13 protein-coding genes are annotated in these 15,016 nt (G+C 61.0%); 4 read left to right on the top strand and 9 right to left on the bottom strand.

Annotated elements, in window-relative coordinates; all coding sequences use genetic code 11:
* Positions 1–190: 190 nt before the first annotated feature.
* From CYA_RS14120 to CYA_RS07445, 3 genes are all read left to right on the top strand, one after another.
* Positions 191–622, top strand: coding sequence for a DUF488 domain-containing protein (locus CYA_RS14120; protein ID WP_011430421.1), 432 nt, complete (start codon positions 191–193; stop codon positions 620–622).
* 271 nt (positions 623–893) lie between these two features.
* Positions 894–2,660: a GTPase HflX gene (gene hflX, locus CYA_RS07450; RefSeq protein WP_011430419.1), complete on the top strand. Its 1,767-nt coding sequence runs from the start codon at positions 894–896 to the stop codon at positions 2,658–2,660.
* A 114-nt stretch (positions 2,661–2,774) separates the two neighbouring features.
* Positions 2,775–4,505 (top strand): diflavin flavoprotein, encoded by a 1,731-nt coding sequence (locus CYA_RS07445; RefSeq protein ID WP_011430418.1) that lies wholly within the window; start codon positions 2,775–2,777, stop codon positions 4,503–4,505.
* Positions 4,506–4,585: 80 nt separating this feature from the next.
* On the opposite strand, the gene CYA_RS07440 is transcribed toward CYA_RS07445, so the two are convergent.
* The 8 genes from CYA_RS07440 to CYA_RS07405 all read right to left on the bottom strand — a co-directional run bounded on the left by CYA_RS07440 (position 4,586) and on the right by CYA_RS07405 (position 12,367).
* Positions 4,586–4,960 carry a hypothetical protein gene (locus tag CYA_RS07440; RefSeq protein WP_041438360.1) on the bottom strand — a complete coding sequence of 125 codons (375 nt, stop codon included), beginning with the start codon at positions 4,958–4,960 and terminating at the stop codon, positions 4,586–4,588.
* Positions 4,961–5,133: 173 nt separating this feature from the next.
* On the bottom strand, positions 5,134–5,784 hold the full coding sequence (locus CYA_RS07435) for a precorrin-8X methylmutase (RefSeq protein ID WP_011430416.1): 651 nt from the start codon (positions 5,782–5,784) through the stop codon (positions 5,134–5,136).
* 81 nt (positions 5,785–5,865) lie between these two features.
* A complete protein-coding gene (locus CYA_RS07430) occupies positions 5,866–6,207 on the bottom strand; it encodes a histidine triad nucleotide-binding protein (RefSeq protein WP_011430415.1) in 342 nt (113 codons plus the stop codon).
* Positions 6,208–6,255: 48 nt separating this feature from the next.
* On the bottom strand, positions 6,256–6,594 hold the full coding sequence (locus CYA_RS07425) for a hypothetical protein (RefSeq protein WP_011430414.1): 339 nt from the start codon (positions 6,592–6,594) through the stop codon (positions 6,256–6,258).
* A gap of 394 nt (positions 6,595–6,988) precedes the next feature.
* On the bottom strand, positions 6,989–9,097 hold the full coding sequence (locus CYA_RS07420; RefSeq protein ID WP_049749753.1) for an NAD(P)/FAD-dependent oxidoreductase: 2,109 nt from the start codon (positions 9,095–9,097) through the stop codon (positions 6,989–6,991).
* A gap of 171 nt (positions 9,098–9,268) precedes the next feature.
* Positions 9,269–10,792 (bottom strand): AAA family ATPase, encoded by a 1,524-nt coding sequence (locus tag CYA_RS07415; protein WP_228375512.1) that lies wholly within the window; start codon positions 10,790–10,792, stop codon positions 9,269–9,271.
* Positions 10,793–10,946: 154 nt separating this feature from the next.
* The gene (locus CYA_RS07410; protein ID WP_011430411.1) at positions 10,947–11,993 is read right to left on the bottom strand and encodes a thiamine phosphate synthase; all 1,047 of its coding nucleotides are present in this window, start codon (positions 11,991–11,993) and stop codon (positions 10,947–10,949) included.
* A 68-nt stretch (positions 11,994–12,061) separates the two neighbouring features.
* Positions 12,062–12,367 carry a hypothetical protein gene (locus CYA_RS07405; RefSeq protein WP_011430410.1) on the bottom strand — a complete coding sequence of 102 codons (306 nt, stop codon included), beginning with the start codon at positions 12,365–12,367 and terminating at the stop codon, positions 12,062–12,064.
* A 127-nt stretch (positions 12,368–12,494) separates the two neighbouring features.
* On the opposite strand from CYA_RS07405, the gene CYA_RS07400 reads away from it, so the two are divergent.
* Positions 12,495–13,664, top strand: a complete 1,170-nt coding sequence (locus tag CYA_RS07400; RefSeq protein WP_011430409.1) for a lipid-A-disaccharide synthase-related protein — start codon at positions 12,495–12,497, stop codon at positions 13,662–13,664.
* Here CYA_RS07400 and CYA_RS07395 read toward each other — a convergent pair.
* On the bottom strand, positions 13,661–15,010 hold the full coding sequence (locus CYA_RS07395; protein ID WP_011430408.1) for a cytosine deaminase: 1,350 nt from the start codon (positions 15,008–15,010) through the stop codon (positions 13,661–13,663). The genes CYA_RS07400 and CYA_RS07395 overlap by 4 nt on opposite strands.
* Positions 15,011–15,016 lie beyond the last annotated feature (6 nt).

The raw sequence follows: 15,016 nt of genomic DNA, 5'->3' as shown, positions 1-15,016 counted from the left end.
GGAGAGCCGGGGGAATGGATGCGTCTCATGAGGCTCTAGAATCTCGTCTTCTTGCCCTTTGCAAACTTCCAGAGGGGGACTTGTTTAGAAGTCGGGAAGAGTTTATAGCCGAAGCCTATCTCATTCAAGGCAGGCGTGTCGCCTATCGAGATGAGAAAATGTCAAAAAGTGATGAGCGGAGCGCGAGGCCATGAAGATATTTACGATAGGGTTTACGAAGAAAAGTGCAGAGCAATTTTTTAATCGCTTAAAACAGCCTGGTCTGGTTCGAGTTGTTGATACTCGACTTAATAACACCTCGCAACTGGCGGGATTCACGAAAAAGAGGGATCTAGAGTTTTTTCTTCACGAGATCTGCAAGCTTGGATATGTTCATTTGCCGGAACTTGCACCAACTCAAGAGATTCTCGATGCTTACAAAGCCAGTGGTGAATGGTCTAACTACGAGAGACAGTTTTTGTCGCTGATGGCCGAGCGTCGCATTGAAGATCAAGTGGATAAAAGTATTCTCGATGGAGGATGTCTGCTTTGTAGTGAAGCTACACCTGAGCACTGTCATCGTAGGCTGGTTGCTGAATATTTGCACAGAAAATGGGGTGATGTTGAAATCGTGCATCTATGATAACTAAGAGCTGGCACTACGGATTTTTCCGATTTATGCAGCTACTCCGAGTTGCAGCAGGATTCCGGCAACACGGAGCGAAAGGGATCCCTGACTGCCCAACCGATTTGGAAACTCTCTCACCGACAGCAAGCTCAATACAGGGATCCCCGCTTGGGCAGATCCAACACTGGGCCAGTGTTTGCCGCCGTTGCTTTTGGATCCCAAGTTCCTGCTGTCAGCTAGCGTGTATGGTAGATGAAAGCTTGTTTTTGGGTCTTTCCCCGTCCCCATGCCCAGGGCTAGCACCTCTCGCCATCAGACCAACCCCCGCTTCAGCTCTGCTATCGCTACGCGAGGCTTTCGCGAACAGGCCAAAGGGTTAAAGCCCCACCAACAAAAGCAACTGCAACGGCTTTACCAACTGCGCCTACCCCCCGACCGCTTGGTGACGGTGGAGTTTGCCCAACGGCTGGGATCCCTGACCCAAGAGTTGGAAGGCCGGCCCATCAGCGTTTACCTCAACCGGCGCGGCCAGGTGATCCGCGTAGGGGTGGGATCCCCTTTTGAAACCCAGATTCCCGCTTGGGAATTGCCCCGCCAGGGGGCCGAGCGCCTATCCGGGATCCGCTGCATCACCACCCAAATGGGGGAGGGGGGCCCCGGTCAAAAAGCGCTGACGGCCATGGCCCTGCAGCGTTTGGATGCCCTCATCACCCTTTCCGTGTCCAAGTCAGGAGGGCACCGACGCCGGGGAGGAGCGGCTACGGGCTTTGTTCACCGGGCCTATCTGGCCCATCTGCTGCCGGAGGGAGAGCGCCGTTGGCAGGTTTCTGAGCCTTTGCCTTTGGGGATCCTGGCAGAACAGGATCTGCAGGAGCTGGTGGCGGAGCTGGAGGATGGGTTTCGGCGCCAGTTGACCGCCCGCCAGGTGGATCTGGATCAGGATCGGGCCATCCTGGTGGGGCTGCAGGAGTCCGGGCAGAGCTACGAGGATCTCATGGATGGGTTGGCGGAGCTGAGCCGCCTGGTGGAGAGTGCCGGCGGACAGGTGCTGCAAGCCCTCTGGCAGAGGCGGGAAGGCCCCAATTCGGCCACGGTAATCGGATCCGGTAAGGTGCAAGAGCTGGCGCTGCTGGTCCAGGATCTGGGCGCTAACTTGGTGGTGTTCGACCGGGAACTTACCCCCAGCCAGGTGCGCACCCTGGAAGAGGCCCTGGGAGTGCGGGTGGTGGATCGCAGCGAGGTGATCCTGGATATTTTTGCCCAGCGGGCCAGAACCCGGGCCGGGAAATTGCAGGTGGAGCTGGCGCAACTGCAGTATTTGCTGCCTCGCTTGGCCGGTCGAGGGCGCACCATGTCTCGGCTAGGTGGGGGCATCGGCACCCGTGGCCCGGGGGAAACCCAACTGGAAATGGAGCGGCGGGCCATCCAGCGGCGCATCGGCAAGCTGCGGCAAGAGGTGGAAGAGCTGCGCCGCCACCGGCAACGGCTGCGCCAGCGACGGGAGGGATCCCAAATTCCCGTGGTGGCCCTGGTGGGCTACACCAACGCCGGCAAGTCCACCCTTCTCAACGCCCTCACCCAGGCCCAGGTCTACGTGGCCGACCAACTCTTTGCCACCTTGGATCCCACTACGCGGCGGCTGGAGCTGCCCGGCCAGCAGGCAGTGCTGTTGACCGACACGGTGGGATTCTTAACCGAGCTGCCTGAGCAATTGGTAGAGGCCTTCCAGGCCACGCTGGAGGAGGTGACGGAGGCGGATGCCCTGCTGCACGTGGTGGATCTCTCCCACCCCAACTGGGAAGGGCACATCGAGGCGGTGGAAACATTGCTGGACGAGATGCCCCTGGCCACCGGCCCGCGACAACTGGTGTTTAACAAAATTGACCGCCTCGATCCCGAATGGGTCGAGGACGTGCGCCTGCTCTACCCCAAGGCCCTGTTTGTGTCCGCCGCCAACGGCCAAAACTTGGATCAACTGCGCCACACCCTGGCCCAGTTTGCCGCAGCTTTTGCTCCCAGACCCTGCGGGGGTCGGCAGTTTGGGGATCCCTGAAGCATTTCATCAGAAAATCAAAACTTGGCGGCTCCTCAACATTTAGTTACATCACGGTTACGATGAGTGCAGAGGGCAGTTAGGTAAAGTTGCCATTTGGCAGAGGGGGAAAACATGGCCGTTACGGCAGTTGCACCGCGTTCAGGCCATCTTACGCTGCAGACGCTGCTCATTGGAGCCGATACCCTTGCCATCCGCTCCCAGGACTGGGATCGGGATCGGTTTGATATCGAGTTCGCCCTGGAAAACGGCACCACCTACAACTCCTTTTTAATTCGCGGGGAGAAGGTGGCCCTCATCGACACCTCCCACGAGAAGTTTCGCCAGTTGTACCTGGATCTGCTGCGAGGCCTCCTGGATCCCGCCACCCTCGACTACCTGGTGGTCAGCCACACCGAGCCGGATCACAGCGGCCTAGTCGGGGATCTGCTGGAGCTGGCGCCCCAAATGACGGTAGTGGCCTCCAAAGTGGCCGTGCAATTTTTGGAAAACCTGGTGCATCGCCCCTTCCGGCACCTGGTGGTCAAGCAGGGGGATCGCCTGGATCTGGGCAAGGGACATGTTCTGGAGTTCATCTCTGCTCCCAACCTGCACTGGCCCGACACCATCCTCACCTACGACCACGGCACGCAGATCCTCTACACCTGCGACGTCTTTGGGATGCACTACTGCGATGACTTTGCCTGGGACGAGCATCCCCACCTGCTACAGGCCGACTTCAAGCTCTACTACGACTGCCTCATGGGGCCCAACGCCCGCTCGGTACTCTCGGCCCTGAAGCGCATGGAGTCCCTGCCCCCCATCGCCGCCATTGCTACCGGCCACGGCCCCCTGCTGCACCACCACCTGTCTGATTGGGTGGAGCACTACCGCACTTGGAGCCTGGAGCAGGCCAAAGCCGAACGAATGGTGGCGGTGTTCTACCTATCGGGCTATGGCCAGGCGGAAGCATTGGCCCAAGCCATTGCCCGCGGCATCCAAAAAACCGGCGTTGCCGTAGAGCTGGCGGATCTGCGGCTGCTGGATGCCCACGAGGTGCGCGAGCTGATGAGCTTGGCCGCTGGTGTGGTGATAGGCATGCCGCCCCAAGCGGGGCCTGATGCGGCCTCCACCCAGGTGCTGCTGAAAACCCTCCTGGCTGCTGCCCACAGCAAACAAGGCTTTGGCCTGTTCGAGTCGGGGGGAGCAGATGACGAGTCGGTCTACCTCTGCCGCAACACGCTGCAGGAGATGGGCGCCAAAGAAGTGTTCCCTCCTATTCTCCTCAAGCAACCCCTAGACGAAACCCTGCTGCAATTGGCGGAGGAAGCCGGCACCGACCTGGGGCAGTGGCTAACGCGGGATCGCACCATTCAGCAGATGAAAGCCCTGGATGCCGACTTGGATCGCGCCCTAGGCCGCATCAGCAATGGCCTTTACATCCTCACCGCCCGCAAAGGGCAGGCCACCAGCGCCATGCTCGCCTCCTGGGTGGCCCAGGCCAGCAGCGATCCGCCGGGGATCAGCGTTGCCGTGGCCAAAGACCGGGCCATCGAGTCCTTCCTGCAGGTGGGCGATACCTTTGTCCTCAACGTGTTGCAGGAAGGCCATCACCAGTCCCTAATGCGCCACTTCCTGAAGCGCTTCCCGCCGGGAGCCGACCGCTTTGCCGGCATCAAGACCTACCCCGCCGCCAACGGATCCCCCATCTTGGCCGATGCCTTGGCCTACCTGGAGTGCCGCGTGGCCAGCCGCCTAGAAACCAGCGACCACTGGGTGGTCTACAGCACCCTAGAAGCCGGGCGGGTCTCCAACCTGGAGGGCCTCACCGCCGTCCACCACCGCAAGGTGGGGAATCATTACTGATCCCTCACCCCCAGGGAGAGGAGAGGTTCAGCAGGGCTTGAAATAGCCGTCCTGCTAACGCGAAAACCTCCCCGCCTATTTCAATAGGACAGTTGGTAGACCAGCCCGTTGACATGGAGGAAAAAAGGGCTACCCTCTCCCAGAGGGATCCCGGCTGGCCGCAGTGGAAAAGGCAGCCCCTCTGGGCTCTGTTCCGCTTTCTGAGCGAGGCGGTAGAAGACCTCCCCAAACCCAGAAGAGGGAATCTCCGCGGCAGCATGCTGCTGTTGCCAGCGCTGGTAGGGGCTGAGTCGAGCTTCCCTCTGGTCGATGTTCGACGGCACAGGGAGAGAGGGCGATATAGCCGGCTGTCCGGCGGGCAAAAGAGCCGCTACCTCCGCTTGGGCCCATCCTCCCCTGGCCAAGGCCATAGCCAAAAGCCAGCCGCTTCCCCAAACCCAAATGAACTGCTGCATGACCGGATCCCTCGCTCTGCCTCGACTAGCCGCTTCTCGGGCTTTTTTGTCCGGCACTGAGAAGATAGCTCCCATCTTCTCGAAGCCAGACCGAGGGAAGCATGACGGAGATCCTGCCAAGCCTGTGATCTGGATCAGAACCATTTAGATCATCAGATCAACGGAGCTCCCCTCTATCCGCTAACTGATTTGCCAGTAGGGCTTGGGCTGCTGGCTCCCACATAGGCCTGCCAAGCCAAATCCAGCAGGCCATCCAAGACCGCCGCCGCCACTGCAGGGCCGCCCTTCCGTCCCTCAGTGCGGATGTGGGGCACCATGGAATCGGCCAGCTCCTGCTTGGCTTTCACCACATCCACAAACCCAGCCGGCGTCGCGATGACCAGGGCAGGGGATACCTCTTTCTCGGCGATCAACTGCACCAGGGTGGAAAGAGCCGTCTGGGATTGGCCAATGACAAAGATTGCCTCAGGGTAGCGCTGAGCTAGGGTTTGCAGGCCCCAGGCAGAGCGGGTCTTGTCCCTCTGGGGGCGGGTGACAGCTTCGCTGCCGCAGTAGATGGGGTTGGAGAAGGTGTTCTGCACGGCCCGCGCGATGCCTACCTGCACCATCGGCTCGTCCACCACAATGGTGGTGCGCGCCGCCAAAGCCGCCGCCCCAGCCTGCAGGGCTTCGTTGCCAAAACGGATGAGGTGGAGATACTCGAAATCTGCAGTAGCGTAAATAACTCGACGAACCACCTCATACTCGGCGGGGGAAAGCTCGTGCTTGCCCACCTCCTGGTCGATGATCATCAGGCTTTCCGCATCGGTAACATGCCACTCCATCGCCTCTAAACCTCGCCTGCCAGCCACCCTCAATGGCAGCATTCTAGCTGTAGAGGCCCCACTTGGCGGCAAAACCCGAAGCTAGCCCGGCGGCCAGCCCATCGCCCGACCGCCCAGAACGTGGATGTGCAGGTGAAAGACGGTTTGACCCCCGTCTTCTCCTTGGTTGATGACCAAGCGATAACCTCTGCTTAGGCCAGCTTCAACAGCCACCCGCTGAGCCGTCAGCAGCAGGTGCCCTAGCAACGCTTCGTGTTCGGGCTTGGCCTGGGCAATGCCGGGGATAGGCTCCTTGGGCACCACCAAGATGTGGACAGGAGCCTGGGGAGCAATGTCTTTGAAGGCGATGGCTCGCTCGTCTTCGTAGACAATCTGGGCCGGGATCTCCCTGCGGATGATCTTGCTGAAAACGGTGTCGCTCATGGGTAGTTACGAAACAATCCTGCCCTTAGCCTACCCGGTTTAGGGATCTCATTGGTTGAGCAGCCACTCAAACTCCTGCTGTAGGGATTGAATGGGCCCCACCCGCGAGATCAGCAGGACATCTTCTCCGGCATCCTGAAAGCGAGACCGCCACAAACTGACCAAGTCGGGATTGTTGCACCAGAAGCGAATAACCGCTTCGATTAGCTGATCCAAATCCCAGCCCCGCCGCGCCGGCACCTCCTCCAAGGATCCCAGCAGCGCATCCAGGGTGCAAGGGCGGGTGCCCAGGTACTCTACCCGACAAGGCCGCTTTGCCAGCTCCTGCTGCTGCCAGAAAAAATCGAGGGCAGGGGCAATGCCGATGATTTCAAAAGTATAAACCATGGTCCTAGTTTTCTTGCCAAAATAGAGACCTTGCAAAAAGAGGTTCAGAAACTCCTCGACCGATTCAAGTTGGGATCCCTTCCCAACCCTCTTCGGCCTGAACCTGAAGGTTAGTGGATGGTAGGCACTGATTATACTCAACTTGAGCCAATTGCCAAGGTAAAGAGCAGGTGGACACAGCTCTTTTGCCGCTGGCCACTACCTGGGAATCGGCTGCTGCGGCAAACAATCTTGTGCAGATAAGGCCGAAAACTGCTAGCAAACCAAAGCAAGGACTGCCAGCACTCCTCGAGATTTTTTGTGAGTTGACTCTGCCGACAAAACAGTTGACGCCCGCCTTTCCTGGAGGCGCCAGAGAGACGGTGGAAACAACGGCTTGGTGAAAGTCTCCGGCCTAGGCCCTTTCTTCTATCCAGGTCGGTATTGGGTTTTGCAGGTTTTGCGCGGCAGGAGAGCTGGGAGCGGGGAGATGAAACTCCAGGCGCGGCTGGCCTACCCCGTAGGTGAGGGTGTAGCTCCAGCTCAGGCAGCGCAACCACAGGCGGGGGTAGCGGGACTCCAGCCAGGGCTGCAGGCGCCGCACCAGCTTGGGAAACCAACTTCCCAGGAGGGCCGAGAGCAAAGCCAGTCCGGTGTAGCTGAAGTAGGTAGGTAGCCACTGGGCAAAGCCTTCCGCTCCTACTGCCTCCCAGATCCACAGCAGCAGCCGCGGGTTCTGCAGAGCCGCTTTGATAGCCATGCGGTTAAAGGCCAGCCAGCCAGCCCGGTCTTTGATAAAGTCGTCCACCACCTCAGGCGGCTCGGTGGCGAGAATACCGAAAAAGCTGTTGAGGATGGCGTTGATGCGCTCGGGCGGCAACACCTTGCCGGTGGGCACCATCATCCCCCGCGAAAACAGCCAAGTGACGGCGGAGTTGCCCTGGTAGGCGCGGATCTGGGCTAGGTCGGCGGCTTTGAGGAGATTATGGCGCAAGGCTGTGTCCAGCAAATCGCACAGGCGAGGGCAGTTGCGCACCAGGGATCCAAACCCCGTAAAGCTCAGGGGCGATTGCAGAGCTGCCGCATCCCCAATTAAAAGGAGGCGGTCGAAGGGCTCTTGGGGAGCTGGCTGCTGGCCAAAGCGTCCGGGGATGTAGCCAAAGGTGGCTTTTTTCCACTGCAGGCGCTCCGGGTCGCAGCGGCGGTATTCCGGCAGGATGGTGAAAAAGTCTTCGTACAGCTCCAAGAGGGAGCCCGGGTTTTCCGGATGCACCTGGTGGTAGTGGAACAGGTAGAAGGTGAGATCCTCCCCCGGCCCAGGGAACAGTTCCCAGATGAGCTGCCGACCGCGGCTGATGTCGCCGTGGCTGGCCAGGATGTCGCCAAATTGGGGATCCCAAACTCCTGGCTCAAACCCCCCTGCAATGGTGGCCCCTACCGTGGGGCAAACGCTGTCGAAGGCGCGGCGGCCGTAGAGCTGCTGGGCAATGGGGGAGGCCGTCCCCATGGCATCCACCAACAGGCGGGATCCCAGAGAGAACTCTTCTTGAGTGGTTAGGTCCTTAACCACCACCGTGACGCCTTGCTCCTCGATGTAGGCCCGCTGAAACTCGCTGCGCTCGTAGATGGCACCACCCCTGGATCTCAAGATTTGACCACAGAGCTGCAGGAGCTTTTCGGCATCAATGGCCAGGTTGAGCACCGTCGGCGTGTGCAGGACGGGGGCGCGCACGGGGCTGTTGCCATCAAAAAACTTGTTAAAACCATCCGTGTATTCCCTGAGGATGAGGCTCTCCATCTCCTCAGGGCTGAGGAGACCAAACTCCACCAGCGTCTGCAGCTCCCGCCGCGAGATGTTCCACTCCCGGTTCATGCGGCCAAAGGGCAGCCGTTCCACCAGGGCCACGCGGTAACCTAAGCGGGCCATGGCCGCGCCGTAGATAGCCCCCAACGCCCCGCCCACGATCACCAAGTCCCACTCTTGGGGGGCGGGCTCTGGGGCAGGCTGGCGAAATAGCACGGGGGGCCGGCAAGCGTGAGGGGATTGGACTTCTTCCCGCCAGCGTTTCTCCCACCAGTAAACCCGCTGCAGGTCAAACTCCCCGTTGGGGATGCGGCGGAAATACTTCACCGTCTGCGGGTAAAAGGGCTCCAGTTGCTCAAAGATGGATCCCTGGCTGAGATCGACATCTGGCAACTGCGGGTAGCGGTGGGGAAATTGGCTTTGGATAGCCCTTTCCACTTCCTTTAGCCAGCGGCCCTGCTGGGGGAAAGGCCGCTCTGACCACTGAAAGATCTTGAGATAGGTGGTGTTCAGCCCCGACCAGAGGAAAACGGCCAGCTGCGCTCCGGATCCCTCTAGGCGTAGCCCAGTGGGGGTGAGTACCTTTTGGCTGCTCGCAGGCAGAGGCAGGTGCTCCTGCAGCCAGCTCAGCACTTGAGCGGTATCTGGGCAAGGGATCTCGCGGTAGTACAGGAGCTTGAGCACAGCGCCAAGACACAAAAAAAGCCGATCCTTACCCATTGTGACACGAGGGGATGCCGGAGGTGGGGTTATCTCGACCATCCATTCCCAGAGACGAAGGGGAAGAGGCGAACTAATGCCTCAGTGACGGGATCCGACTCCAAGGCCCAAACCCGAGCCTAGGGGGCTTCCCACTCGCTCCCCTCAAGCAGGAAAAATCGGGGATCCCCTCTAGGAAGCTGCAAAACACTGCTTCATCTCCTGCAGCACCTGAGCATCCTGGGAGGCGGTTCTAGCGCCTGCCTGGGCGGCCCAGCACTTAAGGCTTTCGATCTGGTCGCGGGCAATGGAGGCCAGGGGCACAGTTTCGCGGATGGCCTGCAGGATGTCTTCCTGGGTAAAGTCTCGCCGAGCGCCGCTGCCGCTGCCTCCAAAGGCGTTGTACATAGCGTCAACGATAGCCTGCTCGATCTCGGCGCCACTGAAGTTTTGGGCGGCTGCTGCCAGCTCATCTAGGTCAAACTCCCGCAGCCGGCTGGGGCGCAGCCGCTGCAGATGTACCCGGAAGATCTCCTTGCGCTCAGCGTGGGTGGGTAGGTTAAGGAAAAAGATCTCGTCGAAGCGGCCCTTGCGCAACAGCTCCGGCGGCAAGAGGGGCACGTTGTTGGCGGTGGCCACGATGAAAACGGGGCTGGTCTTCTCCTGCATCCAGGTAATCAGGCTGCCAAACACCCGACGGCTGGTGCCCGAGTCCCCGTCGGCGCTGCTGGTGATGTTGCCAAAAGCTTTGTCGATTTCGTCAATCCAGAGCACACAGGGGGCCATGGCCTCCGCCAGTTGGATCATCTGGCGCACGCGGCTTTCCGATTCGCCAACAATGCCGGCAAACAGCCGCCCAACGTCCAGCCGCAACAGCGGCAGCCGCCACTCGTTGGCGATGGTTTTGGCGGAGAGGGACTTGCCGGTACCCTGGATCCCCACCAGCAGCACGCCCTTGGGATTGGGCAGGCCGTAGCGCCGCGCCTCTTCGGTAAAGGCTTCCTGGCGCACCCGCACCCAAGCTTTGAGGTTGTCCAGCCCGCCCACGCTTTTCAGGGTCTCGCGGGCGGTGAAAAACTCCAGGATGCCGGTCTGGCGGATGGCCTGCTTTTTCTCCTCCAACACCAGGTCGATGTCGGCCTCGTTCACCTCCTGCTTGGCGGCCAGGGCGCGAGCCAAGACGCGGCGGATGCGCTCCCGGCTCAGCCCCTGACAGGCTTTGACCAGTTGCTCGCGGGCCAGGGGGGTGAGCTTGAGTTTTTCCGGGGCCACATAGAGCTGGATGAGGCGGCTGATCTCTTCGCTGTTGGGCAGGGGAATGTCGACGACGGTGATCTCCTCGGCCAGGTCGCTGGGCACTTCTAGAATGTGGCTGAGCAGGATCAGCGTCTTGCGGGTGCGCTTGAGCTCGCGGCTGAGGTTTTTCAGCTCCCGCAGGATAGGGGCGTTTTTGTCGCTGCTGGCGTTGCGCAGCACAAAGTGCAGATCCCGCAACACAAACAGGGTGTCTTCCTGAGGAGCCGAGCGCCACACCCGCCCCAGGGCGGCCATGATGGAGCCGCGATCTTCGCCGCTATCTTGCCAGCCCCGCACCACGTCCCAAAACAGCAGCCGCCGCGGCGGATCGGTTCTCTTGGCTACTTGCACGAGCACAGCATCCGCTGGCTCCTCTTCTGGAGAAACCAAGTAGATCAGGGGGTAGCGAGCCCGGATCATCAGATCCAGCTCCCGCACCAGTTCCCCTTGCACTTCGGTGGCGATCCCGCTCAGGATGGGATCCCCGCCGCTTTGCCGAGTGGGGTCAGTGAGATCTTTTACGGCTTCTGCCATCGGGAGTTAGGAGGGTTTTGAGAAGATTCTGTGTCTAACTTCAGGATAGAGCAGGGATCCGTTGCAGTTCGGCCAGCATGGCACGGGCGGTCTGGGTGGGATCCGCCGCCTCCATCAGGGCCCGCACCACGGCTACGCGGCTGGCGCCTGCCTGGCGCACCTCGGCCAGGTTGTGGAGGTCGATGCCGCCGATGGCAAACCAGGGCAAGTGGGCCTTCTCAGCGGCCAGGCGCACGTACTCCAGGCCGGCGGGGGGTTTTTCCGCTTTGGTGGGGGTGGCATAGACGGGGCCGACACCGATATAGTCCACGCCGCTATTGAGGGCTTGGGCCAGCTCTTCGGCATTGGTGGTCGACAGGCCAATCAGGCGCTGGGATCCCAGCAGGTGCCGCGCCTGGGCAACCGGCAGATCCGTCTGGCCCAGGTGCACCCCATCCGCTTGGCTGACCAAGGCCAAGTCCACCCGGTCGTTGACGATCATCAACGCCTGGTAGCGGTCGCACACTTGCCGCAACTGTTTGAGATCCCAGAGCATCTCCCTATCGGTGAGGTTCTTGCGGCGGTACTGCACCAGCGTCACCCCTCCCCGCAGCGCCTTTTCCACCACCTCCAGCCAGTGGGGCACCGGGCTGGTGACCAGGTAGAGATGGGCCGCCAACAGCCGTTGGCGCAGGGATCCCCCCAGCAGCTCGCTTTCTAGAACATAGAGCCGATAACGCATGTCTTTGGCCAGCTTGGCCAGGCCGGGTGCTACCCAATGACTGGACTCGGCCAACTTGCCGTATTCTTCCAAGACCCGCAGCGCTTCTTGCACACGGCTGCAATTGGCCTGCAGCAGGTGGCCGAGATCCCGCCGTTGCTCCTCTTGCGGATGGGAGATCTGGGTGCCCGGATCGGCAGGGGTGTCGCGGGCCAACCGCAGCGGGTCGCTGTGCCAGCGGGCCAGGGCTTGGCGCATGGCCTTGCATTCGCTGGCCAGCTCGCCGTTTTCTAGGCCAAAGCGAAACCACTCCTCTAGCACCCGTAATCCCTCACGAGCTCGGTCGAGGTTGGCATCCAGGATACGGGCGACGGCCTGCGGTTTCATGTCCCCTGCGCGTGGGAGTTTTAATCTTTTTTTTACTGTAAGTTGAAACGGTTTCTCTGGCACCTGTCCTAGCCTTTGTCCGAAAAGGAGGCAGGCTGTTGCCAAAGGGCGTTGAGGAAAGCTTGCTGTGGCGTGTGTCCCCAGGCAAACTCACGGGGGCCGATCCCTTCCGGCAGGTAGGCCCAAGCATAGCACTCGCAGGCAGGAAAGTAGCGGATCTCCCACCAGGGCTGGCCGGCGGCCACATCCTTCACCGCCCGCCAAAAATACCCCCGCTGACGGGTAAGACGGGTCTCGACGAAGTAAGGGCCTTCCAGGCGCAAAGCTTCCACCGCTGCAATAAACTCGGCTCGTTGTCGCTCATTTCGGATCATTACCCTGGCTTCCCCTCGCAGGTTGGCTCTATTTTAAGAAGAGATTTTTGGTAAGCTACAGGGTTCTGCTCGTTTAGCTCGAATGGAGGCGGCAACACCCCAGAGTTGAACTCCCATCCTCTACCCAATGAATCCACAGAATTTGTCGCGGGTGCTGTGCCTGAGCAATGGCCACGGGGAAGATGAGGTGGGCAGTCGCATCGCCCTGGCCCTGACCGGCCTGGGGATCTCGGTGCAAGCCCTGCCGATTGTGGGGGAAGGCACCGCCTATTGCCGCCGCGGCATCCCGCTGCTGCCCCTGACCCAGGTGATGCCTTCAGGGGGATTTATCTATCAAGATTGGCGGCAGTTGTGGCGGGATCTGCGCGCTGGCTTGCTGGGCCTGACGGGGCGGCAACTGGCTTTGGTTCGCCGGGCGGCGGCTCAGGTCGAGCTGGTGCTGGCGGTGGGGGACATTGTGCCTTTGTTAATGGCCTGGTGGAGCGGCAGCCCCTACGTCTTCGTGGGCACAGCCAAGTCGGACTATTATTGGCGGGACGAACAAGGGCCCTACCGACGCGCTTGGCTGGGACAGCCGGTTTCCGATTACCTGCCCTGGGAGCGCTGGCTCATGGCCCGCAGGCGCTGTCGCGGCTCCTTCTTGCGAGATGAGCTGACGGCCACCGCTCTGCAAAAACGGGGCCTCCGGGCTTTCTACCTGGGCAACCCGATGATGGATGACCTGGAGCCGCGGGGAGAATTGCCTTTGGATCCCGACCGGCCCGCGGTGCTGCTGCTGCCGGGATCCCGCCCGCCGGAAGCCTACCGCAACTGGGCCTTGATGATGCAGGTGGTAGAGCAACTGCCGCCGGAAATCCAAGTTTACGCCGCCCTCAGCCCTAACCTGGAGCGGAACCCCCTTCAAGAGCGGATCCCTGCTCGACGCCGCGACCTGCTCCTGGTGTGGGGAGATTTTGGCACCTGTGCTCACCGGGCAACAGCGGTGCTGGCCATGGCGGGGACGGCCACGGAACAATGCGTGGGCCTAGGGAAGCCGGTGGTCACCCTGCCGGGGGAGGGGCCGCAATTTACCCCCCGCTTTGCCGAAGCTCAAACCCGTCTCCTGGGATCCGCAGTCCACCTCACTTCACCCCAGCAGGCCCCTGCCGTGCTCTGCCGGATTCTGAGCCGCCTGGCCAGCGATCCCGCTTACGCCGACCAACTGCGAGCCCACGGGCAGCGGCGTATGGGATCCCCTGGCGCTGCTCAGCGCATTGCCGCCCAGATTAAAGCCTGGCTCCCCAACCCCGCTGGCTAAGTCCGCCCCACCCTCTCCATCAAGTCGTCCAGCTCTGCGTAGTCCGGCAGCGCCGTGTCGATGGGCTGACCTTGGCGCAGCACCACCCGGTCGTGCTGGGGACGGGAAAGCAGCTCATCAAAGCCACGTCCTTTGAACAGCACCAGATCTGCCGGCAGCCCCACCCCAATTTGCCCTCGCTCGGTCAAGCCCATGATGCGGGCAGGGGTGGTGGTAATCGCCTGTGGCCAATCCCCATAGGGGGTATCCAGGTGCAAAATGCGGGTGGCCTCCCGGAACACCTCCAAGCCATCGTGATCCCCAAAGCCGTAGAAGGGATCCCGGCAATTATCGCTGGCTATCATCACCGGCACGCCCAAGGCTTTCAGCTCATGCAACAGCGTCACTCCCCGCCAGCGGGGGGTATGGCCGGGGTTACGGGCTTGCAAGTACAGGTTACACATGGGCAGGCTGACCACGGCAATTCCCGCCTCTCTGACCAAGGCCATAGTCTTGTGGGCCACCTCCGGCGGTTGCACGGCCAGGCTACAGCAATGGCCACACACCACCTGATGGGGAAAATCGTTGCGCAAGGCCGCCGCTGCTACGTGTCTCAATGTGAGGGATCCCGGATCATCCGTCTCATCCGTATGAAAGTCCAGAGCCAAGCCCCGCTCCTTGGCCAGGGCAAACACCCGATCCAATTGCCGATCCAGCTCTGGCCCCATCGTCACCACCCCACCCAGGAGCCCGCCCAGCTCTGCCACCTTGTCTGCCAGCTTCTCCCCTGCGGGGGTGAGAAAGAAGTCTAGGTCCACCAGCGTTACTGCTTGCAGCTCCAGTCTGCCCGCCCACTCTCGGCGCAACTGGACAAACACCTCCCAGTTGGCCCCCATAACCTGAGGATTCTCACAGACCAGATGGGTGCGCACTGCCTGGGATCCATGGGCATAGCTGCAGCGCAAACCAAAGCTGAAGCGACGGTAGAGATCCTCCCGAAACTGCTCCGGATCCCCGTCATAGGCTTGCTTCATCTTCACCCAATCTTCCTGGCCGGCCTGCCTCGCCCCGGCAAAGGTACCATCGGGATTGGGGGTGCGCGGCCACACATGCCCCTTGTCCAGGTGGGTATGGATGTCCACAAAACACGGCCACACTTGGCCCCGCCTTAGATCCACGCCGGGGATCCCCTGGGGCGGGATCCCTGTTGCCAGCCGAATTTGGCGGATCTGCCCCCCTTCGATTTCCAGATCCAGCAACACCAGGTTATCGCGGTTGGGAACAGCTCCTGGCACCGCCTCCTTCAGTACCGACAGGGGAACCTGAGCATTCAGCAGCCAGTAGTGGGCAACGCCGGGGATCTGCATGGCGGG

The sequence above is a fragment of the Synechococcus sp. JA-3-3Ab genome, from assembly GCF_000013205.1.
Taxonomy (GTDB): domain Bacteria; phylum Cyanobacteriota; class Cyanobacteriia; order Thermostichales; family Thermostichaceae; genus Thermostichus.
Note: the sequence above shows the minus strand (reverse complement) of the source record. Positions and strands in the feature narration are given on the sequence as shown.